Genomic DNA, 24,212 nt, shown 5'->3' with positions numbered 1-24,212 from the left:
GTGACCACCGCGTCCTGGAACGACCCGTCCGCCGCCGACGGCCCGCGGACCGCCGACGGGATCGGCGTCGGCTCGACGGTCGACGAGGTGCGCGCCGCCTATCCCGATGTCACCGAGGTGCCGGACGCGATCGGCCCGTCGATCATCCATCTGAAGGTCGGCCGCATCTTCTTCACCTACCGCGAGACGCCCGTCATCACGTCGGTCACCGTGACCACCGCCGACGCGCCGCCGTACGAGGTCTGCGGCTGACGGCGGCGCGCGGCCCGATGCCCGCGGCGCCGTAGGCTGGGAGCATGCGCCTCCCCGTCACTCCGACCACGACGCTGTGGCGCGATCTGCGCGGCCGCGTGCGCGGTCGCTACCCGGCCGGACGCGTCGTGATCGCCGTCGACGGGCTGGACGGCGCCGGCAAGACGGTGTTCGCGGACGGCCTCGCCGAGGTGTTCGCCGAGGCCGGTGACGCGGTGTTCCGCGCGGGCATCGACGGGTTCCACCGGCCGCGCGCCGAGCGGTACGCTCTCGGGCGCCGCAGCCCCGAGGGCTTCTACCGCGACTCGTACGACTACGCCACCTTCCAGCGCGTGCTGCTGGACCCGTTCCGCGACGGCGCGCAGACCGCGGGCACGACCGGGTTCCAGCTCGCGGCGTTCGACGTCGCGCGCGACGCACCGGTCGAGTCGCAGTGGGTGACCGCGCCGCGCGATGCCGTGCTCGTGGTCGACGGCATCTTCCTCCACCGGCCCGAGCTGCGCGACCTGTGGGACTGGTCCATCTGGCTCGATGCGCCGTTCTCTGCGACGTTCGCGCGCATGGCGCTGCGTGACGGGTCCGATCCGGATCCCGACGCGCCGGCGAACGCCCGCTACCGGCAGGGTCAGGAGCTGTACCTCGACGAGGCGCGGCCGCGGGAGGCGGCATCCCTCGTCGTCGACAATTCCGATCTCGCCCACCCGCGGATCGTCGCCTGATGGCCGCGCCGGGGATCCTGCTGGTCGACAAGCCGCAGGGCATCACGAGTCACGACGTCGTCGCGCGCGCCCGGCGCGCGCTCGGCACGCGCAAGATCGGGCACGCCGGAACCCTCGACCCGATGGCGACGGGCCTGCTCGTGCTGGGCGTCGAGGGCGCGACCCGGCTGCTCACGTTCGTCGTGGGCCTCGACAAGACCTACCGGGCCACGATCCGGCTCGGAGTCTCGACCGACACCGACGACGCCGACGGGCAGATCGTGGCGACTGTGGATGCCTCCTCCCTCGACTCCGCCCGGATCATCGAGGCCGTCGCGCCGCTGACCGGTCGCATCTCGCAGGTGCCGAGCACCTTCTCGGCGATCAAGGTCGACGGCCGCCGCGCCTACGACCTTGCCCGGGCGGGGGAGGACGTGCAGCTCAAAGCGCGAGAGGTCACGGTGTCGCGGTTCGACGTGCTGGCCGAGCGACGCCCGTCGACAGGCTCAGCGGCCGAAGGAGTGGTCGACCTCGACGTCGTCGTGGACTGCTCCAGCGGCACGTACATCCGCTCTCTCGCGCGCGACCTGGGCGCCGCGCTCGGCGTCGGCGGGCACCTGACGGCGCTCCGCCGCACCCGCATCGGCCCGTTCGACGTGACGCAGGCCGTCGATGTCGACGCCATCGCCGACGCCCCGCTGCTGGCCCCGGCCGATGCCGCCGCGGCGGTGCTCGGCCGCTTCGACGTGACGGCCGGCGAGGCGCGCGACCTGCGTCACGGAAAGCGCCTCGCGGGCGCCGCGTCCCGCCTGGCGGCGGACCCCACCGCCGCGATCGACCCCGACGGCGTGCTCGTCGGCATCGTCGAGCGACGGGGCGCCGACGTCAAGAGCGCCATGAACATGCCCGAGGAGGCGGCCCGATGATCCTGTGGTTCACGATCGTGCAGGTGGCTGTCGCCGTCGCCGCGGGACTCTTCTGCGTCATCGCCGGTCTCGCCGGCCGCCGCCCCAGCGACTGGACGGTCGGCTCGCTCGCGCTGGTCGAGCTGCTGCTCATCGCCCAGGTCGTGATCGCGATCGTCGCGCCGTTCGCGGGCAACCCGCCGACCGGGAGCCTGCTCGAGTTCTGGGTGTATCTCGTATCGGCCGTGCTGCTGCCGATCGCGGCGGTGGCGTGGGCGCTGCTGGAGCGCAGCCGATGGAGCACGGTCATCATGGGCATCGCCGCGCTGTCGATCGCCGTCATGGTGTGGCGCATGCAGGTCATCTGGACCATCCAGCCCGCCTGACGCGGGGAAGCATCCGGGCGCTGCCCGCTGACACACGGACTAAACTCAGGTGGTTATGTCGTCGCCCGCCCGCCCCCGTATGACCGGCATCGGCCGTGTGCTCGTGATCGTCTACGCGATCATGGCCCTCGGCGCCACCGGTCGGTCCTTCGTCCAGATCGTCGAGCGCTTCGACGAGGCGCCCCTCGCCTACACGCTGTCGGCGATGTCGGCCGTCGTGTACATCGTCGCGACGCTGGCGCTGATCTTCGCCGGACGCCCCGGCTGGTACGTCGTCGCCTGGGTCGCGATCGTGTTCGAGCTCGCCGGCGTGCTGATCATCGGCACGCTGAGCCTCGTCGCCCCCGAGCTGTTCGGCCACCCGACGGTGTGGTCGTGGTTCGGGATGGGATACGTCTTCGTGCCGCTGGTGCTCCCCTTCCTCGGCCTGTGGTGGCTCGCCACGCATCGCCCCGCCGCCCGTCAGACGGCGCCCGACACCGCGGCGGTGGCATCGTGATCGTCTTCCGCGACCCGAGCGAGGTGCCCGCGGGCTTCGGCCCTTCGGTGGTCGCGATCGGCAAGTTCGACGGCGTGCACTCCGGTCACCGTGCGGTGATCGACCGGGCACGCGTGGATGCGGCAGCCGCCGGCGCGAAGGTCGTCGCGGTGACGTTCGACCGCAACCCGCTGGCGCTGCTGCGCCCCGAGATCTGCCCGCAGAGCCTGGTCGGCGTCGAGCAGAAGCTGCGACTGCTCGCGGATGCGGGGGCCGACGCCACCCTCATGCTGACCTTCGACCGTGCGCTCGCCGACCTCGGCGCCCGCGAGTTCGTCGAGCACGTGCTCGTCGGTGCGCTGGGCGTTCGGATCGTCATGGTCGGCGCCGACTTCCGCTTCGGCCGCGGCGGCGCCGGCAATCCCGATCTGCTGCGGGAGCTCGGACCCGGGTTCGGCTTCGAGGTCCACGTCGTGGACGACGTGCGCGCGATCGACGCCGGTCGCCGCGTGTCGTCGACCTGGGTGCGCGAGCTGCTCGACGAGGGTGACGTCGCCGGCGCGGCGCGCCTGCTCGGACGCCCGCACGCGGTGCGCGGCGAGGTCGTGCACGGCTTCAAGCGCGGGCGCGAGCTCGGCTTCCCGACCGCCAACCTGTCGGCCGACCTGGAGGGCTTCGTGCCTGCCGAGGGCGTGTACGCGGGCTGGCTGGTGGACGAGGGGATGCCGGGGGACGAGGCATCCACACCTCGCAGCAGTGTGCGCTACCCCGCGGCGGTCAGCATCGGGACGAACCCGACGTTCGACGACGTGCACGCGCGTCAGGTCGAGGCGTACGTGCTCGACGAGACCGACCTCGACCTGTACGGCCACACCGTCGAGGTGGAGTTCGTCGTGCGCATCCGGGGCATGGTCGCGTTCGAGGGCGTCGACGCCCTGATCGTACAGATGACCGACGACATCGTGCAGGTGCGCCGCGAGCTCTCCTGATTCGCAGGCCGTAGACCGCGGGGCGTCCTCGCCCTAGCATCGAGGCGTGCACGCGCTGGGGGTGTGGGCCGCGGAGGCCGCGGCCGGAGGCTCTGTCAACCTGTGGGGCGCGCTCGGGTGCGCGGTCGCGTACTCGGCGTCGCTGCTGGCGACGCTCGACGCGTTCGCCGACCTGATCCTCGCGCGCGGGGACTCGCCGGCCGGCCGCCTCACTCCGGGAGTGGGTCTCAAGTTCGCGTCCAAGCTCGCCGCCGCGGCGATCGCCGTCGTGTCGGCGGCGATCGTGCTCGCGCTCGACGAGAACTGGTTCGCTTTCACGAGCCTCACGATCGCGTTCGTCGTGGTCGTCGGCATCGGCGTCGTGGTGCTGCTGCGGCATGCCAAGGCGGTGGCGACGCCCGGCCCCGCCGCGACGAGCGGCTGAGGCGTCGGCGGCCGTGGGGCGCGGCATCCACTGGTTCCTCGCCGACGTCCTGCTCATGTGAGCAAAGTCTGTGCAGATGTTGCTCCATTGCGCGCGCGTGTGTCAGCCTGGAGGGGACGACGAAGGGAGGATCGTGGACGCCGTCGACGAACTCCTCTCGATCCGGGCCGCCGAGCTCTACTACGAAGAGAACCTCACGCAGGAAGAGATCGGCAAGAGCCTGCAGATCACGCGCTGGAAGGTCGGACGCCTGCTCACACAGGCGAAGGACGCCGGCTTCGTCCGCATCGAGATCCTCCACTCCCGCGCGCGTCGCCCGCAGCTCGAACGCCGTCTGCGCGAGGAGCGCGGGCTCACCGATGCCGTCGTCGTCTCGCGCGCCGGCGTGCGCAGCGAGGACGAGCTGCTGCAGCGCGTGGCGCAGGCCGCGGCCGACCATCTCGCCGCGCTGCGACCGAGCCCGCGCCTGCTCGGCGTCAGCTGGGGGCGCACGCTGTCCGAGATCGCGCACCACCTGCGCGACGGCTGGTCTACGCAGACCGATGTCGTGCAGATCAACGGCGGCATGAGCGTCAGCTCACGGCCCGGCACGGCCGCGGCGACCGCGGTCGGCATCGCGCAGAAGGGCGGCGGCAGCGCCGCGCTGCTGCCGAGTCCCGCGATCCTCGAGCACCGCGCGACGAAAGATGCCATCGAGGCCGACCGCGTCGTGGCGCGCGTGCTCGAACTGGCGCGCTCGGCCGACGCCTACCTGTTCAGCGCGGGCGCGGCCGACCACGGCTCGGTGCACGTCGACAGCGGCTACCTCGCCGCGTCGGACATCGACCGCCTGGTCGCGGCTGGCGCCGTCGGCGACGTCGTCGGGCGCTACATCGACGCGTCCGGCCGCATCGTCGACCCCGACCTCGATGCCCGCACCGTCGGCCTGTCGCTGGACGACCTCCGCAGCGCCGACGTGGCGATCGCGGCCATCGCGGGGGAGTCCAAGCGTGCGATCGCCTCCGCCGTCGTCACGTCCGGTCTGTGCACGGTCCTCGTGACCGACGAGACCACCGCCCAGCAGCTGCTCGACGGCTGACCCCTCACACTTCCTGTGCTCGCGCACCCACCGAAAGGCAGACCCGACATGTCAGGCACCTCCATCGTGACGCTGCCCGAGAGGGCTCTCGAGCTCCTCGGCGGCGAGCCCGACGACACCACCCTGCGCCGCTATCTGCACGGGCTCCCCGGCGTCGACGCCGTCGGGCTCGAGCAGCGCGCCGCCGGGCTCGGCACGCGCTCCATCAAGACCTCGTCGAAGGCGTGGGCGCTCGACAAGATCATCCAGCTGATCGACCTGACGACGCTCGAAGGGGCTGACACCCCCGGGAAGGTGCGGTCGCTGGTCGCCAAGGCGTTGAATCCGGATGCCTCCGACCAGACCACCCCGCGCGTCGCGGCCGTCTGCGTGTACGGCGACATGGTTCCGTACGCCGTCGAGGCGCTCGGCTCGGCGCACGGCGACCCCGACGAGGGCGGCGTGAGCATCGCGGCCGTCGCGACGGCGTTCCCGAGCGGCCGCGCGTCGCTCGACATCAAGCTCGCAGACACCGCCGAGGCTGTCGGACAGGGCGCCGACGAGATCGACATGGTGATCGACCGCGGCGCGTTCCTCGCCGGCCGGTACGGCCAGGTGTTCGACCAGATCACGCGCGTCAAGCAGGCCTGCCGCCGCGAGGACGGCACGTCGGCCTCGCTCAAGGTGATCCTCGAGACCGGCGAGCTGAACACGTACGACAATGTCAAGCGCGCCTCGTGGCTCGCGATCCTCGCCGGCGGCGACTTCATCAAGACCTCGACCGGAAAGGTGTCGCCGGCGGCGACGCTGCCCGTGACCCTCCTCATGCTCGAGGTCGTGCGCGACTGGCACCGTGCCACCGGCGAGAAGATCGGCGTCAAGCCGGCGGGCGGCATCCGCACGTCGAAGGACGCGATCAAGTACCTCGTCACCGTGGCCGAGACGGTCGGCGAGGAGTGGCTGCAGCCGCACCTGTTCCGCTACGGCGCGTCGAGCCTGCTCAACGATGTGCTGCTGCAGCGCCAGAAGCTGAAGACCGGGCACTACTCCGGCGCCGACTACGTGACGATCGACTGAGACAGAAGGCGACCAGGACCCAGACATGAGCTTCCTCGAATACGCACCCGCCCCCGAGTCGCGGGCGATCCTCAGCCTCAAGCCCGAGTACGGCCTCTTCATCGACGGCGAGTTCCGTCAGGGCTCGGGCGACCCGTTCGTGACGATCTCGCCCGCCGACGAGTCGCACATCGCGACGGTCTCGACCGCGACCGAGGCCGACGTCGACGCAGCCGTTGCGGCCGCACGTCGCGCGTACGACAAGACGTGGTCGAAGATGAGCGGCCGCGACCGCGGCAAGTACCTCTTCCGCATCGCGCGCCTCGTCCAGGAGCGGGCCCGCGAGCTCGCCGTGGCCGAGAGCCTCGACAACGGCAAGCCGATCAAAGAGAGCCGCGACGTGGACGTGCCGCTCGTGGCCGCGTGGTTCTTCTACTACGCCGGCTGGGCCGACAAGCTCGACTACGCCGGCCTGGGCGCCGACCCGCGTTCGCTGGGTGTCGCCGGCCAGGTGATCCCGTGGAACTTCCCGCTCCTCATGCTCGCGTGGAAGATCGCCCCGGCGCTCGCCGCCGGCAACACCGTCGTGCTGAAGCCCGCCGAGACGACGCCGCTGTCGGCGCTCATCTTCGCCGAGATCCTGCAGCAGGCCGACCTGCCCCCGGGCGTCGTCAACATCGTGACCGGAGCCGGAGCGACCGGCGCCGCCCTCGTGCGGCATCCGGATGTCGACAAGGTGGCCTTCACCGGCTCGACCGCCGTCGGCCGCGAGATCGCGAAGGCCGTCGCCGGCACCGACAAGAAGCTGACGCTCGAGCTCGGCGGCAAGGCCGCGAACATCGTCTTCGAGGACGCCCCCATCGACCAGGCGATCGAGGGCATCGTCAACGGCATCTTCTTCAACCAGGGCCACGTGTGCTGCGCGGGCAGCCGCCTGCTCGTGCAGGAGTCGATCCACGACGAGGTCGTCGACCGGCTCAAGGACCGCATGTCGACGCTGCGCCTCGGCGACCCGCTCGACAAGAACACCGACATCGGCGCGATCAACTCGCGCGAGCAGCTCGATCGCATCCGCGAGCTCAGCAAGGTCGGCGAGGAGGAGGGCGCCGAGCGCTGGAGCGCCCCCTGCGTCATCCCCGACAACGGCTTCTGGTTCGCGCCGACGATCTTCACCAACGTGCAGGCCTCGCACCGCATCGCCCGCGACGAGATCTTCGGCCCGGTGCTGTCGGTGCTGACCTTCCGCACGCCCGCCGAGGCGATCGAGAAGGCCAACAACACGCCGTACGGCCTGTCGGCGGGCATCTGGTCCGACAAGGGCTCGCGCATCCTCGCCGTCGCCGACCGGCTGCGCGCCGGCGTCGTGTGGGCCAACACGTTCAACAGGTTCGACCCGTCGTCGCCGTTCGGCGGCTACAAGGAGTCCGGCTACGGCCGTGAGGGCGGCCGCCACGGCCTGGCCGCGTACCTCAAGGGCGCGACGGCGGCACCGCGCGCCGTCGAAGCCCGCACCGCGAAGAAGGAGGTGGCCCCGTGAGCAAGCGCCTCACCGTGCCCAAGACGTACAAGCTGTTCATCGGCGGCGCCTTCCCGCGCAGCGAGTCGGGGCGCACCTACGAGGTCGTCTCGCCCAAGGGGGAGTTCCTCGCGAACGCGGCACTCGCGTCGCGCAAGGACGCGAGGGATGCCGTCGTCGCCGCCCGAGGGGCCGTCAAGAGCTGGTCGGGGGCCACGGCGTACAACCGCGGACAGGTGCTCTATCGGGTGGCCGAGATCCTCGAGGGTCGTCGCGCGCAGTTCGTGGACGAGATCGTGCAGCAGGCCGGCGTCTCGGCCGCCGTCGCCGGCGCCGAGGTCGACGAGGCGATCGACCGCTGGGTCTGGTACGCCGGCTGGTGCGACAAGTTCGGCCAGGTCGCCGGCAACGGCAACCCGGTCGCGGGCCCGTACTTCAACATCTCGGTGCCCGAGCCGACCGGCGTGGTGGGCGTCATCGCCCCGCAGGACACCGCGCTCGTCGGGCTCGTCTCGGCGATCGCCCCGGCGCTCGTCACCGGCAACTCGGTCGTCGTGGTGGCCTCCGAGCGCTACCCGCTCTCTGCGATCAGCCTCGCCGAGGTGCTCGCGACCAGCGACGTGCCCGGCGGCACCGTGAACGTCCTCACCGGGTCGCCTGCCGAGATCGCACCGTGGCTCGCGTCGCACCCCGACGTGCACGCGCTCGACCTCGTCGGCGCGGGCGACCTCGACTGGATCGACCTGCAGATCGCCGCGGCCGAGACGCTCACGCGTGTGCTCCCGCCCGAGAGCGGAGTGGATGCCGCCGCCCCGAGCCTGGCGCGCATCTCGGCGTTCACCGAGACGAAGACGGTCTGGCACACCAAGAGCCTGGTGTAGCCAGCCACGCATCGCTCGTTGAGCGAGCGCAGCGGGACGAAACGCCGCTCAACGACCGGGATGGCGGAGCGTGCCTACCCCAGCTCCAGGCCGCCCCACCGACCGGGCTCGGCGAGCTCGCCGTAGTGGACGTCGACGTCGTGCGCCGAGACCGAGGCGACGCACGCGAGGAGCGACAGGGTCGGGTAGCCGTAGGGGCGGTTGTCGCGGATGATCGCGTCGTCGTCGGTCGGGGCGAGTTCGGCCGAGCGGGCCAGCACCTGGACCCACGGCATCCACCACTCTCCGGCGGCGGCGGGCGGCGTCGCGCGGAAATCGCCGAGCCAGCGGGCGATGCGGGGTGTGGCGGGGTCGTCGACGTCGTCGTGCGCGATCATGTGCGTGCCGGGAGCGAGCTCGACGGTGCGCAGCGACTCGCCGTCCCACATGAGCACGCGCGCCCGTCCGCCGTCGACCTCGACGAGATTGAAGCCGTGCGTCGGCGGCGCGCCGGCGGGGGAGCGGCCGGCGACCGCGTCCAGCACGAGTCCGCCGCGTGACACGAGTTCGGATTCGGGACGCGTGTCGATGTCCGCCCGGTTGAGCAGCACCGCGAGGCGACCCGCCGCGGGGTCGGCGGCCAGCCAGGCGCCGCCGGCGCGCACGTCGCGCACCCCCACGACGCCGTCGTGCGCCTCGGGCCACCACCGGCCGAGCGGGTTCCAGGGCCGGGCCGGATCCTCGTCGCGGACCGCGAGCACCCGCGTGGGCTCATCGCCGGATTCCGGGACGCGGATGACGACGGTGCACATGCGGGGCTCCTGGGGTGTTTCGGTCTGGCGGGCCGTGCGGCCGGCTTCGTGCCAAGATCGGAGGGTGTTCGTCGTGGTCGGGGTCACGGGCGGGATCGCCGCCTACAAGACGGTGCAGCTCGTGCGCCTGCTGGTGAAGGCGGGGCACGACGTGCATGTCGTCCCCACGGAGGATGCCCTGCGGTTCGTGGGGCTCCCGACGTGGGAGGCGATCAGCCGCCACCCCGTGACGACCTCCGTCCACGACGACGTCGCACGCGTGCGTCACGTCTCGCTCGGCCAGTCGGCCGACCTCGTGATCGTGGCGCCCGCGACGGCGAACACGCTGGCGAAGATGACCGCGGGAATCGCGGAGGACCTCCTCGGAACGACCCTACTCGCCACCACGGCACCGGTCGTCGTGGCGCCGGCGATGCACACCGAGATGTGGCGGCACCCCGCGACAGTGCACAACATGGCCGTGCTGCGCGAGCGCGGCGTGATCGTGGTGGGCCCCGAGGACGGCGAACTGACCGGCGGGGACAGCGGGCCGGGCCGGATGTCGGAGCCCGAGGTCGTGCTCGAAGCCGCGCTGGCCGCCGTCGAGGCCGACGCGCCCGCCGACCTCGCGGAACTGCGGGTCGTGGTGAGCGCCGGCGGCACGCGCGAGCCGATCGACCCGGTGCGCTTCATCGGCAACCGCTCCAGCGGCCGGCAGGGCGTCGCGGTGGCGCTGGCCGCCGCGGACCGCGGAGCGGACGTCGTGCTCGTGGCGGCGCATGTCGAGGAGGGGGTCCTGGTGGAGGCATCCACTCGTCCGAACGTGCGGGTCGTGACCGCCGGCACCGCGGCCGAACTGGGAACGGCCGTCGAGGCCGAGGCGACCTCAGCCGATGTCGTCGTCATGGCTGCGGCCGTCGCGGACTATCGCGTCGCCGAGGTGTCGCCGCGCAAGCGCACGAAGGAGGCCGCCCCCGAGGGCGGCATCACGTTGGACCTCGTCGAGAACCCCGACATCCTCGCCGGCCTGGTGCGACACCGCCGCGAGGGCCAGACGATCGTCGGCTTCGCGGCCGAGACGCCCGGTGAGGGCGAGACGCTGCTCGACCGCGGCCGCCGCAAAGCCGCCCGCAAGGGCACCGATCTGCTCGCGGTGAACGAGGTCGGCTGGTCGCGCGGCTTCGAATCGGCCGACAACGCCGTGACCGTCATCGACGCGGCGGGCGAGGTCGTCGCGGCACGCCGCGGCAGCAAGCGCGACGTCGCCGAGGCGCTGTGGGACGCCGTGCTCGCGGTGCGCCAATCCCGCGCAAATCCAAAGTAACGAAAGTGTAACGGCGCATGTAGAGTGGTCCGCACCACGTCGACGAGGACGTGGCGCAAGACCCGGAGGACATGCCCGATGCCCGATTCCGCGGTATCCGATCGCGCCCGCGATCGGATCCACGCCCTGTCCGTCATGTGCGTGCTCGCCGTCGCGAGCGTCGTCATCGCGTTCCTCGGGGCGACGCCCGCGCGCGTGAGCTCACGAGAGCTGCTCGGCGCCGAGCGCACGCCCGGCGAGGCCGCCTTCATCGCGAGTCATCGCGGGGGAGCGGCCACCGCACCCGAGAACACGCTGCCCGCCATCTCGGCCGCGCTCGCGAGCGGCTTCGACTACGTCGAGGTCGACGTCGCCCTCACCGCCGACCGCTCTCCCGTGCTCATGCACGACGCCACGGTGGACCGCACCACGAACGGCCACGGCCGCCTCTCGTCCCTGACCCTCGCCGAGGTGCGTGCGCTCGACGCCGGCGGCTGGTTCGACCCGGCGTACGCAGGCACGCCCGTGCCGACGCTCACCGAGTTCCTCGACACGCTCGCCGGCGCGAAAGGCCGGGCGATCGTCGAGCTGAAGGGGAGCTGGGATGCCGCGGCCCTCGACGCGGCCATCGCCGAGGTCGCGGCACGGGGCCTGGAGAGCCGGATCGCCTTCGCGAGCTTCGACGCGCGAACGCTGGCGCTCGCCGCGAGCGGGTCGGGGGTGCTGTCGCGGCTGCTGATCCTCAAGCAGCTGCCCGCCGACGTCGTGAGCGCTGTCGCCGAGGCGGGCGCGCGCGGCGTGGTCGTCAGCCGCAAGGCCGTGCTCGCGCGGCCCGACATCGTCGACGAGCTGCACGCCGCCGGGGCCCGTGTCGTCGTCTACACGCTCAACCGCGACACCCAGTGGGATGCCGTCACCGCGCTCGGCGTGGACGGCATCGTCACCGACGACCCCCACACGCTGTCGCAGTGGCAGAGCGCCTACGCCGGTCCGTGACCGTCGGGTTCGCGCCCTGACCGGCCGTGCCCTGACCGGCCCGTGCCGGGCCGCTCGTGCGGCGTGGGGGGCGGCATCCACCGGTCTTCGTCGTTAGTCTCGATCACGGGGCCCACGGCGAAGCGGAGGCGTGATGACCGGACGGATCAGGATGCCGCGCCTCGCGGTCGGCGTCGCCGCACTGCTGCTCATCGCCGGCGCCGCCACCGGGTGTCGCCCCGAGCCGGGGCCCGGCGCCACCTCGACGCCGGGCGACGTGCCGTCGAACACGCCGACGCTGCAGATCAAGACGCCCACGCCCGACCCGTCGATCTCGCCGACCGACAAGCCGCAGGCCGGGTTCGAGATGCCGCAGTCGTGCGAAGAGATCTACTCGCCCGCCATGCTCGCCCAGCTGCAGTCGGCGAACCCGCCGCTGAACGATCCCGGTGTGACGATGCTGTCGAGCGAGAACGCCGACGTGCTCGAGATCGTCCACAGCGGTGCGGCCACGCTGCGCTGCTCGTGGGGCAAGCCGAGCGAGTACGGCCTCGCCACCAACATCACCACGATCGACGCCGCGCAGGGCGCGACGGTCCAATCCGCGCTGCAGTCGGCCGGCTTCGGGTGCGAGCCGCTCGGCGACGGGACGGTGTGCCGCATCCAGCAGTCGGGCGTGACGCTCGACGACAACCCCTACACCCGGGGCGAGACGCACTACATCGGCGACAAGGCGCTGGTCACCACGGCGTGGATCAACTTCGCGCCCCAGGGCTACACCGAGGACGTCGTGGCGACACTCTGGGGCTGAACCGGCGTGTTTGTGCAGTTCGTCCTCACTGTGGACCGGTGTCTTCCCCTAGAATGGATAGCGGGGAAGTTCTGAGGCGACGTCGCAGCTCGCAGAAGCGAGTGCCCGCGACCGCCCGAGTCCGGCCCTGATCCCGCGTTCGCGACGGCGTTCGCGCCGCCCGCGGGAGCACGCATCACCATCGGTGTCATCCGATCATCGCCGGTCCCGTTCCGGCACTCACGCTCAGGAGGAGCATGCCGACCACGGCACCCGCCCAGACGGCGCAGCGGCGCCGCAAGACCTCGTCCTCGCGCCGCGACGACGAGGCCCCCATCATCCCGATCCTCGCCCGCAAGGTGCGCGAGGTCGAGGCCAAGGCGCAGCGCGGCAAGCTCGGGCCCACCAATCGCGTCAAGTTCCAGGTCATCGCGTTCCTGGTGCGCGAGGAGCGCGCCCGCGTCAAGGGCGACACGTCGCTGACCGACGCCGCTCGCGCCGAACTGCTCAAGCGCCTCGACGGCGTCGCGACGATCCTCGCCAAGACCGCCGCGCGCGACACGTCGCTCATCCAGCTGCTCGAGGTCGACCAGGCCACCTCTCCGGTCGCGCGCCGCATGCGCCGCGACTGGCTGCTCGAGTCGGGCGCCGAACTCGCCCCCGACGAGCTCATCATCACCGACGTCGCCCCGGTCGCCGCGACAGTCGTGCCGGCCGCGCTCGCCGAGCGTCAGGTCGTGCCGCCGCAGGTCGAGGCGCGCCGCGAGTCGAACCCGTTCCTCGCGCCCGACCTCACCATGCGCGCTCCCAAGCAGACGCCGCGTCGGCGCCTGGACAGCTGGGAGCTCATGGGTCCGCTCTACAAGGCGTTCGAGACCGGGGCGGGCGGCGGCAGCGCCACGATGGAGCTGCCTCCCGTGCCCGAGTTCGACAGGCTGTCGCCGCGAGGACTCGAGGTCATGCCGCACCAGTCGCGGTTCCTCGAAGCCGTGCGCGCCGGGCACCGCACGTTCCTGCTGGCAGACGAGCCCGGCCTCGGCAAGACCGCGGAGTCGGTGCTGGCGGCATCCGTCGCGAATGCGTACCCGCTGCTGGCCGTCGTCCCCAACGTGGTCAAGATGAACTGGGCGCGCGAGGTCGAGCGGTGGACGCCGCAGCGGCGCGCGACCGTCATCCAGGGCGACGGCGAGGCGATCGACGCGTTCGCCGACGTGTTCATCGTCAACTACGAAATCCTCGACCGCCACCTGGCGTGGCTGAGCTCGATCGGGCTCAAGGGGCTCGTCGTCGACGAGGCGCACTTCATCAAGAACCTCACCTCGCAGCGCTCGCAGAACGTGCTGGCGCTCGCGAACCGCATCCGCGAGCAGGTGCCGAACCCGCTGCTGCTGGCCCTGACCGGAACGCCGCTCATCAACGACGTCGAGGACTTCGACGCGATCTGGCGCTTCCTCGGCTGGACGAACGGCGAGAAGCCGGGTCCCGTGCTCATGGACAAGCTCGACGAGACGGGGCTCACCCCCGCCGACAAGTCGTTCTACCCCGAGGCGCGCGAGGCGGTCATCTCGATGGGCATCGTGCGCCGTCGCAAGAAGGACGTCGCCACCGACCTGCCAGACAAGCTCATCGCCGACCTGCCCGTCGAGCTGGACGACGAGTTCGGCCGCTCGATCCGCCAGGCCGAGCGCGAGCTCGGCGACCGTCTGGCCGCGAAGTACCGCCGCATCATCGAGGCGCGCGGCGACCGCGGTCTCGCGCCCGGCGAGATCGACGACGACATCGTGCGTCTGGTGGCCCACAACGAGCTCGAAGAGTCCAAGGCCGCCGGCACGGGCTCCGAGAACGTGTTCACGATGGTCCGCAAGATCGGCCAGGCCAAGGCGGTGCTCGCCGCCGACTACGCGGTGCAGCTGCAGCGCTCGGTCGGCAAGGTCGTGTTCTTCGCAAAGCACATCGATGTGATGGATGCTGCCGAGGCGCACTTCGCCGCGGCCGGCCTGAAGACGGTCTCGCTGCGCGGCGACCAGGCGGCGACCGCCCGCCAGCAGGCGATCGACGCGTTCAACAACGACCCCGAGGTCGGCATCGCGGTCTGTTCGCTGACCGCCGCCGGCGTGGGCGTGAACATGCAGGCATCGTCCAACGTCGTGCTCGCCGAGCTGTCGTGGACGGCCGCCGAGCAGACGCAGGCGATCGACCGCGTGCACCGCATCGGCCAGGACGAGCCCGTCACGGCGTGGCGCATCATCGCCGCGCACACGATCGACACCAAGATCGCCGAGCTGATCGACTCGAAGCAGGGCCTCGCGGCTCGCGCCCTGGACGGCGAGGCCGTCGACCCGCAGTCGAGCGACTCGGTGCAGCTGTCGGCGCTCATGCACCTGCTGCGTCAGGCGCTCGGCGCGGCGTAGTCCGCGTCGGACGGATGCCGTGACCTCGCCGTGTGGCAGGTCGCGGCATCCGGCACTAAGGTCAGGTGAGGCAGCGTCGCCGTCCCTCTTCACCGACCAGCGAGGAACACAGCAATGAAGATCGGCATCCTGACGAGTGGCGGCGATTGTCCCGGACTCAACGCGGTCATCCGCGGCGTCGTGCTCAAGGGCACGACGACCTATGACCTCGAGTTCGTCGGCATCCGCGACGGCTGGCGCGGCGTCGTCGACGGCGACTTCTTCCCGCTGACCCGTCACGAGGTCAAGGGCCTCTCGAAGGTCGGCGGCACGATCCTGGGCACCTCGCGCACCAACCCGTACGAGGGTCCGCGCGGCGGCGCCGAGAACATCGCCAAGACGATGTACGGCCACCGTCTCGACGGCATCATCGCGATCGGCGGCGAGGGCACCCTCGCGGCCGCCAACCGGCTCTCCAACGACGGCATCAACGTGCTCGGCGTGCCGAAGACGATCGACAACGACCTGCGCGCCACCGACTACTCGTTCGGCTTCGACACCGCCGTCAACATCGCCACCGACGCGATGGACCGCCTGCGCACGACCGGCGACTCGCACCAGCGCTGTATGGTCGCCGAGGTCATGGGCCGCCACGTCGGCTGGATCGCCCTGCACGCGGGCATGGCCGCCGGTGCCCACGCGATCTGCATCCCCGAGGTGCCGATGTCGATCGACGAGGTCGCCGATCTCGTCACGAAGGCCCACGACCGCGGTCGCGCGCCGCTGGTCGTCGTGTCGGAGGGCTTCACCCTCACCGGCATGGACGAGGCCTACAGCGACAAGGGCCTCGACGCGTTCAACCGCCCCCGCCTCGGCGGCATCGGCGAGGTGCTCGCGCCCGAGATCGAGCGCCTGACGGGCATCGAGACCCGTTCCACCGTGCTCGGCCACATCCAGCGCGGCGGCTCGCCCTCGGGCTTCGATCGCGTGCTCGCGACGCGCCTCGGCCTCCACGCCGCGGACGCCGTCGTCGACGGCGCGTGGGGCCAGATGGTCGCCATGCGCGGCACCGACATCGTCCGCGTCCCGTTCGCCGACGCGCTCGGCGAACTCAACACCGTGCCCCTGTACCGCTACGAAGAGGCCGCCGCGCTCTTCGGCTGATCGACCTTCGAGAGAGTGGATGCCTCGGGCCGAGGCATCCACTCTCTCGCTGTCTGCGCCGTCAGTGCGTCTGACGCTGGACACCGCATGTCAGGGGAGGAGTCGCCTGGACGCAGTGCAGAGGCAGATTCCCTGACGGCGTGAGCGGCATGTCAGAGAAGTGGCAGTTGAAGGCACGGTCGGCAGCGATCTTCCGGACCTCCGGTGTCGGATGTCAGGGAAGCTGCGCAAGTTCCGCAATGGGCGCCGCCGCGGAACGTGGACCGTCAGGAACGCCCAGGGCGCCATCCAGCGTTCCAGAGCGCTTCGCTGACGCGTTCGATCGCCACCCAGGGATCGGGTCGCATGTGATGGCTGAGGATCCGGATGTGCTCCCATCCCTGCTTGCGGATGTCGTCCCACCGGTCCGCATCGCGCGCGTATTGCTTCTCGTCGAACGCGTGCGTTCGACCATCGTGTTCCGGCGCGACGCGATACTTCGGGTAGGCGAGGTCGAGACGAGCCACGAAACGTCCGTCGGGTGCGCGCAGCGTCCAGTTCAGTTCGGGTTCGGGCAGGCCCGCCCGGGTGAGATGCAGCCGCAGCTTCGTCTCTTCGGCCGTCTCGGCACCCACACGGATCTCATCGAGTGCGCGAGCGAGGCGCCTGCCGGTCACATCCCCGGCATCCGAGAGCTCGTACCGCAGATCGTCCAGCGAGAGCAGCCCTCGGCGCGGGCTGACGAGGAAGTCACCCGCGGCGATGAGGTCATCGAGGTCCCACATCGGGGCGACCTGACGCCACAGCCTGGCGGGATGCTCGATGGGCAGTCCCTGGGCGCGCCACGGTGCAGGTGCGCGTCGCTGCAAGCGGTGCCCGATGACGCCGGCGCGTTCCGGCTGTGCGGCAGGCCGCCGTGCCGATACGTGCAGGGAACGGCTGTCGCTCGTCGTGAACGGCAGTGGCGCTCCGGCGAGCGAGAGTCCTGTGTCGTGGCTGAAGAACTGACCCGCAAGAAGTACGGGGGCGATCTCCGTCGCGCGCCGGTGCAGGTCGTTCCTCAGCCGCGTCATCCGCTCGGATGCGCTCTCATCGGCGGCGATCGGCTCGACGTCGGTGCGAGTCGTGCGAACCCCGCGAGTCGGCGCCCGGAGATCGGACGCCCGCAGGCGTGCATCGGTGACGCCCGCTTGTCGCGCTTCTGCGACGGAGAACGGGCGAGCAGCGAGATCCGCGGGCAGGGGGCGTGGTCGGGACATGCATCCAGAAAGCCCCCGCGAGACGAGATGGTGAGGTGGATTCTCCGCGATTGTGCACAACGCGCGACGCCGGAGCCCCGGGATGTCGGTGGGGAGGAACCGTCGCGCGACTGGTTCTCAGACGCACCGAGTCGTGTGTCAGACGATTCGTTGATCGGCGAACTCGCGGTGCCGAGAAATCGGACAGCCTAGGCCTGCGTCCGACAAGTGGGCGCTTTGCGGGCCGCGACTGTCGAGTTTCGCTGACGCGTCGGCACCGATGTCAGGGAAGTGGATGCCTCGGCCCGCCCGCACGAGGCGGCCGAGGCATCCGCTCACCCCTCAGGATTCACCATGCCCCGGGCCCCCGAGCGCATCGTCCGGTCTGCGGGCAGCGGGTCAGGCGTCGGCGACGCCGAGGACGTCCAGCAGCCAGGCCAGCTCGAACGCCCGCTCGCGCCACGCGTTGTAGCGGCCCGAGACGCCGCCGTGGCCGGCGACCATCTCGCACTTGAGGAGCGCGTCGGCGCCGACCTCGCGCAGGCGCGCCACCCACTTGGCCGGCTCGACGTACAGCACGCGGGTGTCGTTGAGCGAGGTCACCGCGAGGATCCGCGGGTACTGCACATCGGAACGCACGTTCTCGTACGGCGTGTACGACTTCATGTACGCGTAGACGTCGGCGTCGTGCAGCGGGTCGCCCCATTCGTCCCACTCGATCACGGTGAGGGGGAGAGAGGGGTCGAGGATCGTGGTGAGCGCATCGACGAACGGCACGTCGGCGAGCACGCCGGCGAACAGCTCGGGCGCGATGTTCGCGACGGCGCCCATCAGCAGGCCGCCCGCGGACCCGCCCTCGGCGACGAGCTGCGACGCGGTCGTGTAGCGGTGATCGATGAGGTGCAGCGCGCAGTCGACGAAGTCGGTGAACGTGTTGCGCTTGTGCAGCAGCTTGCCGTCCTCGTACCACTGGCGCCCCATCTCACCGCCGCCGCGCACGTGCGCGACGGCGAACACGACGCCGCGGTCGAGCTCCGACAGCCGAGGCACCGAGAAGCCGGGCTCGATCGAGTGCTCGTACGAGCCGTAGCCGTAGAGGTGCACGGGGCGGGGTGCGACGCCGGCATCGCCGAACGATCGCTTGTAGACGAGCGAGATCGGGATCTGCGTGCCGTCCTGCGCGGTCGCCCACACACGCTCCTGGGCGTACTCCGACGACTCGTAGCCGCCGAGCACGGGCTGACGCTTGCGCAGGTGCAGTTCGCGGGTCGCGACATCGAGGTCGTAGACGGTCGCGGGGGTGATGAACGAGCCGAACACCACGCGCAGCAGCGGGGGCGCCCACTCCGGGTTGCCGCCGGTGCCGACCGAGTACAGCGGTTCGTCGAACTCGAGCTCGTCGACGGCGCCGTCGGCGTACGACAGCATGCCCAGGCGCGCGAGGCCGCCGCGGCGGTAGCCGACGACTCCCCAGTCGCGGAACGTCGAGACGCCCAGCAGACGCTCGCCCGGACGATGCGCAATCACGACCGAACGTGAACCGGAGGGATCGGATGCCGCGACCCGGACGAGCTCGAAGTCCAGTGCTCCGTCGTTGTGCAGGATGAACAGCACGTCCTGGCCGTCGACGACGGCGTGCTCGGAGTCGTACTCGACGCCCTCGACGCGCGGCCACACCACGCGCGGCTCGCCACGCAGGTCGTCGGCGTCCAGCAGCCATTCCTCGCTCGTGATCGACGAGCCGAGGCCGATCACCAGGAACCGGTCGCTGCGGGTGAAGCCGGCGCCCACCCAGTACTTCTCGTCGGGCTCGTGGAAGAGCTTCGCGTCGTCCTCGACGGGCGTGCCCAGCTCGTGCAGCCACACGGTGTCGGGGCGCCAGGCGTCGTCGACGGTCGTGTAGACGATGAAGCGGCCGTCGGGCGAGAACGTCGCGCCGGCGAACGTGTCGGGGATGACGTCGGGCAGATCGGCCCCGGTCTCGAGGTCGCGTACACGCACCGTGTAGCGCTCATCGCCGGCGACGTCGACGCCGTACAGCATGAGACGTGCGTCGTTCGAGACCTCGAAGCTGCCGAGCGAGAAGAACTCGTTGCCCTCCGCCTCGACGTTGCTGTCGAGCAGGATCTGCTCGCCCGGCACGTCGGCGTCGGCCGACAGCGACGGCGGGGTCCAGTCGTCGGGCGAGGCCAGGGGAGCGCGGCACTGGATGCCGTACTGCTTGCCTTCGAGAGTGCGCCCGTAGTACCACCAGTCGCCGCGACGGGTGGGCACCGACAGGTCGGTCTCGAGCGTGCGGCCCTTGATCTCGTCGTAGATGCGCTCGCGCAGACCCTCGAGGTGCGCCGTGCGCTCGTGGGTGTAGGCGTTCTCGGCCTCGAGGTGTGCGACGACCTCCGCGTCCTCTCTCGCGCGGAACCATTCATAGCGGTCTTCGACGTCGTCGCCGTGGTGCGAGCGGATCGTCCGGCGGACCGCCGCGACGGGAGGACGGATGCCGTCGTCAGGCGTGGACGGGGCGGGTGCGGAATCGCTGAGAGTCACCGTTCCACGCTAGCTTCTGCGGTCGAGTGGATCGACAGTTCGGCGTTGTAGGATTCTCGTGGCCGGTTGCCGGTTCCTTAAGTCCAGGTGAACTCTTCGTTCGTCGCGCCGATTCCGTCGGCACTTCCTTCTCCCACTCCCTCTCGGAAAGCGAACGGTGGAAACCGCAGCCCTGATCGTCGTTCTGGTCATCGCTCTCGCGCTCTTCTTCGACTTCACGAACGGCTTCCACGACACCGCGAACGCGATGGCGACGCCGATCGCGACCGGTGCGCTCAAGCCCAAGGTGGCGGTGCTGCTCGCAGCCTGCCTGAACCTCGTCGGCGCGTTCCTGTCGACCGAGGTCTCGAAGACGATCTCGCACGGCATCATCAACGAAGACGCCATATCCAGTGCGGAGATGCTCCCGATCATTTTCGCCGGCCTCATCGGCGCCATCACGTGGAACATGCTCACGTGGCTGCTCGGTCTGCCGTCGAGCTCGTCGCACGCGCTGTTCGGCGGCCTCATCGGCGCCACCATCGTCGGCACGATGTCGCTGTCGTCGATCAACTTCGGCGAGGTGCTCGGCAAGGTCGTGCTCCCCGCCGTGATCGCGCCGTTCACCGCCGGACTCATCGCGTTCGCCGCGACGCGCCTGGCCTACGTGCTCACGCGGCGCTACGACAGCAAGCCGGACGGCCGCGACGGCTTCCGCTGGGGTCAGATCTTCACCTCGTCGCTCGTCGCGCTCGCCCACGGCACCAACGACGCGCAGAAGACGATGGGAGTCATCACCCTGACGCTCATCGTCGCCGGCTGGCAGAGCTCGTCCCAGGAGGACCCGTACACGTGGGTCGTCTTCGCGTGTGCGTTCGCGATCGCCCTCGGCACGTACGTCGGCGGCTGGCGCATCATCCGCACCCTCGGCAAGGGCCTCACCGACGTCAAGCCGGCTCAGGGCTTCTCGGCCGAGACCGCGACGGCGTCGACCATCCTCGCCTCCAGCTACTTCGGCTTCGCGCTGTCGACGACGCAGGTCGCGTCCGGCTCCGTCATCGGCTCGGGCCTCGGCCGCCGCGGCTCGACCGTGCGCTGGCGCACCGTCGGCCGCATCGCGATCGGCTGGCTGCTCACGCTCCCCGCCGCGGGCGCCGTCGGCGCGGTCGCCGCCCTCATCGTCACGTGGTTCGGCGGCTGGGGCGTCCTGGTGGACGCGATCCTCGCGGTCGTCATCATCGTCGGGCTGTTCCTGCGCTCGCGCCGGGACGCCGTCACGGCGAGCAACGCGATGAGCGAGGTCGCCGACTCGGGCCTGGCCGTCAAGGTCAAGCGCAACCCGCCGCCCACCCGCCGTCAGCGCCGCATCGCTCGGGAAGAGGCCCGCGTGCGTGCCGAGCAGGAGGCCGCGGCCAAGGCCAAGGCCAAGGCCGAGGCGAAGGCGAAGGCGAAGGCCGACGCGAAGGCCGCGGGGGAGCGGTCGAAGGCCGAGGCCGCAGCCAAGGCGGCATCGCGTCCGGGCAAGGGAGGCGACAAGAAGTGATCGACATCGACTGGCTCGCCTTCGTCCAGGTGTTCGTGGCAGCCCTCATCGCGTCGCTGCTCGTCGTGGGCTTCTACGCCGTCGCGGTGCGGCTGCTGGTGCGCGCGGGCCGCGCCCCGGTGGTCGCCCCGGCGGAGTTCACCGACGCCATCACCGTGATCTCCGAGAAGGAGGCGCGGCGGGCGGAGAAGGCCGCGGCGAAGGCGGCGAAGAAATCGCCGCTCACCGACGGTCAGAAGCAGCTCGCGCTCGTCGGCGCCTATGCGTCGTTCGGGATGTGCGGGCTCGCCGTGCTGGGCGGCCTGCTGCTCATCGTCTTCGGGCACTGAGTCCGCCCGCACGGGCGTCGGGGCCACGGCCTAATCTGGGAGCATGGTCTCCGCGCCCGTCCAGTTCGGCCAGCATCCGCCCGCGCGGCGGACGATCCTGCACATCAGCGACACGCACCTGCTGGCCGGCAACCCGCCGCTCGGCGGCCGCTACGACACGGCGGCGAATCTGCGCCAGACACTCGCCGCGGCAGAGGCCACCGGCATCCGACCCGACGCGATCGTCTTCACGGGCGATCTGACCGACCTCGGCGAGCCCGACGCGTACCGGGCGCTGCGCGAGGCGGTCGAGCCGTTCGCCGAGCGGCTGGGCGCGCCGGTGGTGTGGGTGGCCGGCAACCACGACGAGCGTCCCGCGCTGCGCCGCGAGCTGCTCGACGCGACGCCGACGGAGGAGCCGGTGACCGGCGTGTGGGACCTCGGCGGTCTGCGGCTCATCGCGCTGGACTCGACGGTGCCCGGCTGGCACCACGGCGACCTCGACACCGCACAGCTGGAGTGGCTGCGCAGAGAGCTGGCGACGCCGGCGGCGCTCGGCACGATCCTCGCGCTGCACCATCCGCCGCTGCCGTCGCACATCCCCTTCTTCGACATCCTCGAGCTGCGCGACCAGGGCAGGTTCGCCGAGGCGATCGCCGGCACCGATGTGCGGGCGATCCTCGCGGGGCACCTGCACTACTCCACGAACGGCATGTTCGCGGGCGTCCCGGTGAGCGTGGCGGCGGCCACCTGCTACACGATGAACCTCGCGCGTCCTGCGACGCAGGTGAACGGAATGGATGCCGGTCAGTCGTTCCACCTCGTGCACGTGTATGACGACACCATCACCCATGCCGTCGTGCCCGTCGTCGACGCGGCGACAGCCGACTTCTTCTCGCCGGAGTGGACCGCGCACATGGCCCGGCTCACGCCCGAGCAGCGGCTCGAGGAGTTCTCGCGCAAGCGTCGGTGAGGCCGCTGGAGCGCGCCCCGCTCGGATCTCCCCGACGTACGGTGCGAACGCACTGGGTGTACGCCCTGTACAGCCCCGGGCATCCCGCACGCGGGTAGGGTCGAAGCAACCCCGCACACCGCTGTGAACGACCCACGAGGACTGCATACATGGCTCTGGACGCAATGACGCGAACCCGCATCGAGACCGATTCCCTGGGATCCAAAGAGATCCCCGCCGACGCGTACTGGGGCATCCACACGCTTCGCGCGCTGGAGAACTTCCCGATCTCGAAGCGCCCCATCTCGGTCTACCCCGACCTGGTGCGCGGTCTCGCGATGGTCAAGCAGGCCTCTGCCCGCGCCAACCGCGAGATCGGGGTGCTCGATCCCGCGAAGGCCGACCTCATCGACCGTGCCGCCCAACTCGTCATCGACGGACAGTTCCACGACCAGTTCGTGGTCGGCGTCATCCAGGGCGGCGCCGGCACGTCGACCAACATGAACGCGAACGAGGTCATCACCAACATCGCGCTCGAGCTCGCCGGCCGGGAGAAGGGCGACTACGCCTTCCTGTCGCCGATCGACGACACGAACCGCAGCCAGTCGACCAACGACGTCTACCCGACGGCGATCAAGGTGGGGCTCGGCCTCGACCTCGTCACGCTGCTGGATGAGCTCGACCTGCTGCGCCAGTCGTTCCTGGCCAAGGCTGTGGAGTTCCACGACGTGCTGAAGGTCGGCCGCACCCAGCTGCAGGACGCCGTGCCGATGACCCTCGGCCAGGAGTTCCACGGATTCGCGACCACCCTGGGATACGACCACCAGCGCCTCACCGAGAACGCGTACCTGCTGTACGAGGTCAACATGGGCGCCACCGCCATCGGCACCGGCATCACGACGCATCCGGCCTACGCGCCAGCGGTGCTGCGCCACCTGCGCGAGATCTCGGGTCTCGACCTCGCCACGGCGACCGACCTCGTCGAGGCCACGAGCGACACCGGCTCATTCATGTCGTTCTCGTCGTCGCTCAAGCGCAACGCGATCAAGCTGTCGAAGATCTGCAACGACCTGCGACTGCTGTCGTCCGGTCCGCAGGCGGGTCTGGGCGAGATCAACCTGCCCGCGATGCAGGCGGGCTCCAGCATCATGCCCGGCAAGGTGAACCCGGTCATCCCCGAGGTCGTGAACCAGGTCGCCTTCTCGGTCGTCGGCGCCGACGCGACAGTCACGATGGCGGTCGAGGGCGGCCAGCTGCAGCTGAACGCGTTCGAGCCGGTGATCGCGCACTCGATCTTCCAGTCGATCACGTGGCTGCGCCAGGCGATGTACACGCTGCGCGTCAACTGCGTGGACGGCATCACCGCCAATCGCGAGCGCCTGGGTGCGATGGTCGGATCGTCGGTCGGAGTCATCACGGCGCTGACCCCGTTCATCGGCTACGCGGCGGCTGCCGCCCTCGCCAAGACCGCCCTGCTGACCGGCCGCAGCGTCGCCGACCTCGTCGTCGAGGCCGGGCTGATGTCGAGCGACGAGGTCGCCAAGCAGCTGTCGCCTGCCCGCCTGTCGGGCCTGGAGACGGTGACCGCCGCGATCCCGATCGTGCAGGCCGCCGAAGACATCGTCTCGTCCGACA

Annotated in this window: 23 protein-coding genes; 20 read left to right on the top strand and 3 right to left on the bottom strand. The window is 70.8% G+C overall.

The features are described 5' to 3' along the window. From ABEA46_RS18020 to ABEA46_RS17970, 11 genes are all read left to right on the top strand, one after another. On the top strand, window positions 1–252 hold the full coding sequence (locus ABEA46_RS18020; protein ID WP_345546493.1) for a hypothetical protein: 252 nt from the start codon (window positions 1–3) through the stop codon (window positions 250–252). 44 nt (window positions 253–296) lie between these two features. After that, complete coding sequence (locus ABEA46_RS18015) at window positions 297–971, top strand: nucleoside/nucleotide kinase family protein (RefSeq protein WP_345546491.1); 675 nt, start codon at window positions 297–299, stop codon at window positions 969–971. Then, entirely contained in the window at window positions 971–1,876 is a 906-nt protein-coding gene (gene truB / locus ABEA46_RS18010; protein ID WP_345546490.1) for a tRNA pseudouridine(55) synthase TruB, read from the top strand. The genes ABEA46_RS18015 and truB overlap by 1 nt, the downstream gene beginning before the upstream one ends. Continuing rightward, window positions 1,873–2,241, top strand: coding sequence for a hypothetical protein (locus ABEA46_RS18005; protein WP_345546488.1), 369 nt, complete (start codon window positions 1,873–1,875; stop codon window positions 2,239–2,241). The genes truB and ABEA46_RS18005 overlap by 4 nt, the downstream gene beginning before the upstream one ends. Before the next feature lie 55 nt (window positions 2,242–2,296). Beyond that, window positions 2,297–2,740 carry a hypothetical protein gene (locus ABEA46_RS18000; protein WP_345546487.1) on the top strand — a complete coding sequence of 148 codons (444 nt, stop codon included), beginning with the start codon at window positions 2,297–2,299 and terminating at the stop codon, window positions 2,738–2,740. Then, window positions 2,737–3,708, top strand: coding sequence for a bifunctional riboflavin kinase/FAD synthetase (locus tag ABEA46_RS17995; RefSeq protein WP_345546486.1), 972 nt, complete (start codon window positions 2,737–2,739; stop codon window positions 3,706–3,708). The genes ABEA46_RS18000 and ABEA46_RS17995 overlap by 4 nt, the downstream gene beginning before the upstream one ends. 46 nt (window positions 3,709–3,754) lie before the next feature. Then, window positions 3,755–4,132, top strand: coding sequence for a hypothetical protein (locus tag ABEA46_RS17990; protein WP_345546484.1), 378 nt, complete (start codon window positions 3,755–3,757; stop codon window positions 4,130–4,132). Between the two features lie 133 nt (window positions 4,133–4,265). Continuing rightward, window positions 4,266–5,210 (top strand): sugar-binding transcriptional regulator, encoded by a 945-nt coding sequence (locus tag ABEA46_RS17985; RefSeq protein WP_345546482.1) that lies wholly within the window; start codon window positions 4,266–4,268, stop codon window positions 5,208–5,210. Window positions 5,211–5,258: 48 nt separating this feature from the next. Next, complete coding sequence (deoC, locus tag ABEA46_RS17980; protein ID WP_345546481.1) at window positions 5,259–6,266, top strand: deoxyribose-phosphate aldolase; 1,008 nt, start codon at window positions 5,259–5,261, stop codon at window positions 6,264–6,266. A gap of 25 nt (window positions 6,267–6,291) precedes the next feature. Continuing rightward, the gene (locus ABEA46_RS17975; protein WP_345546479.1) at window positions 6,292–7,782 is read left to right on the top strand and encodes an aldehyde dehydrogenase family protein; all 1,491 of its coding nucleotides are present in this window, start codon (window positions 6,292–6,294) and stop codon (window positions 7,780–7,782) included. After that, a complete protein-coding gene (locus ABEA46_RS17970) occupies window positions 7,779–8,642 on the top strand; it encodes an aldehyde dehydrogenase family protein (RefSeq protein ID WP_345546477.1) in 864 nt (287 codons plus the stop codon). Before ABEA46_RS17975 ends, ABEA46_RS17970 begins: the two co-directional genes overlap by 4 nt. 74 nt (window positions 8,643–8,716) lie before the next feature. Here the strand turns inward: ABEA46_RS17970 and ABEA46_RS17965 are convergent, their stop codons facing one another. Beyond that, window positions 8,717–9,433 carry an NRDE family protein gene (locus ABEA46_RS17965; RefSeq protein WP_345546476.1) on the bottom strand — a complete coding sequence of 239 codons (717 nt, stop codon included), beginning with the start codon at window positions 9,431–9,433 and terminating at the stop codon, window positions 8,717–8,719. 64 nt (window positions 9,434–9,497) lie between these two features. On the opposite strand from ABEA46_RS17965, the gene coaBC reads away from it, so the two are divergent. The 5 genes from coaBC to ABEA46_RS17940 all read left to right on the top strand — a co-directional run bounded on the left by coaBC (window position 9,498) and on the right by ABEA46_RS17940 (window position 16,034). Beyond that, window positions 9,498–10,736 (top strand): bifunctional phosphopantothenoylcysteine decarboxylase/phosphopantothenate--cysteine ligase CoaBC, encoded by a 1,239-nt coding sequence (gene coaBC / locus ABEA46_RS17960; protein ID WP_345546475.1) that lies wholly within the window; start codon window positions 9,498–9,500, stop codon window positions 10,734–10,736. 78 nt (window positions 10,737–10,814) lie between these two features. Further along, window positions 10,815–11,711 (top strand): glycerophosphodiester phosphodiesterase, encoded by an 897-nt coding sequence (locus ABEA46_RS17955; protein ID WP_345546474.1) that lies wholly within the window; start codon window positions 10,815–10,817, stop codon window positions 11,709–11,711. 133 nt (window positions 11,712–11,844) lie between these two features. After that, window positions 11,845–12,501: a hypothetical protein gene (locus ABEA46_RS17950; RefSeq protein WP_345546472.1), complete on the top strand. Its 657-nt coding sequence runs from the start codon at window positions 11,845–11,847 to the stop codon at window positions 12,499–12,501. A 236-nt stretch (window positions 12,502–12,737) separates the two neighbouring features. After that, window positions 12,738–14,891: a DEAD/DEAH box helicase gene (locus ABEA46_RS17945; RefSeq protein ID WP_345546470.1), complete on the top strand. Its 2,154-nt coding sequence runs from the start codon at window positions 12,738–12,740 to the stop codon at window positions 14,889–14,891. A 114-nt stretch (window positions 14,892–15,005) separates the two neighbouring features. After that, the gene (locus ABEA46_RS17940; RefSeq protein ID WP_345546468.1) at window positions 15,006–16,034 is read left to right on the top strand and encodes an ATP-dependent 6-phosphofructokinase; all 1,029 of its coding nucleotides are present in this window, start codon (window positions 15,006–15,008) and stop codon (window positions 16,032–16,034) included. Between the two features lie 266 nt (window positions 16,035–16,300). Here ABEA46_RS17940 and ABEA46_RS17935 read toward each other — a convergent pair whose 3' ends face one another. After that, window positions 16,301–17,086, bottom strand: a complete 786-nt coding sequence (locus tag ABEA46_RS17935) for a hypothetical protein (protein WP_345546466.1) — start codon at window positions 17,084–17,086, stop codon at window positions 16,301–16,303. Window positions 17,087–17,650: 564 nt separating this feature from the next. Next, window positions 17,651–19,795 (bottom strand): S9 family peptidase, encoded by a 2,145-nt coding sequence (locus ABEA46_RS17930; protein WP_425563215.1) that lies wholly within the window; start codon window positions 19,793–19,795, stop codon window positions 17,651–17,653. A gap of 157 nt (window positions 19,796–19,952) precedes the next feature. On the opposite strand from ABEA46_RS17930, the gene ABEA46_RS17925 reads away from it, so the two are divergent. The 4 genes from ABEA46_RS17925 to ABEA46_RS17910 all read left to right on the top strand — a co-directional run. Beyond that, complete coding sequence (locus ABEA46_RS17925; protein ID WP_345546465.1) at window positions 19,953–21,317, top strand: inorganic phosphate transporter; 1,365 nt, start codon at window positions 19,953–19,955, stop codon at window positions 21,315–21,317. Then, entirely contained in the window at window positions 21,314–21,646 is a 333-nt protein-coding gene (locus ABEA46_RS17920) for a peptidase (RefSeq protein ID WP_345546464.1), read from the top strand. Before ABEA46_RS17925 ends, ABEA46_RS17920 begins: the two co-directional genes overlap by 4 nt. A 43-nt stretch (window positions 21,647–21,689) precedes the next feature. Further along, window positions 21,690–22,598, top strand: a complete 909-nt coding sequence (locus ABEA46_RS17915; protein ID WP_345546463.1) for a phosphodiesterase — start codon at window positions 21,690–21,692, stop codon at window positions 22,596–22,598. Between the two features lie 149 nt (window positions 22,599–22,747). Continuing rightward, window positions 22,748–24,212, top strand: a 1,465-nt coding sequence (locus ABEA46_RS17910) for an aspartate ammonia-lyase (RefSeq protein ID WP_345546460.1), incomplete at its 3' end; no start/stop codon positions are given.

Origin of the sequence: Microbacterium jejuense, from assembly GCF_039544225.1 — a bacterium.
GTDB lineage: Bacteria > Actinomycetota > Actinomycetes > Actinomycetales > Microbacteriaceae > Microbacterium > Microbacterium jejuense.
This window is presented reverse-complemented; position numbering and strand designations above follow the sequence as displayed.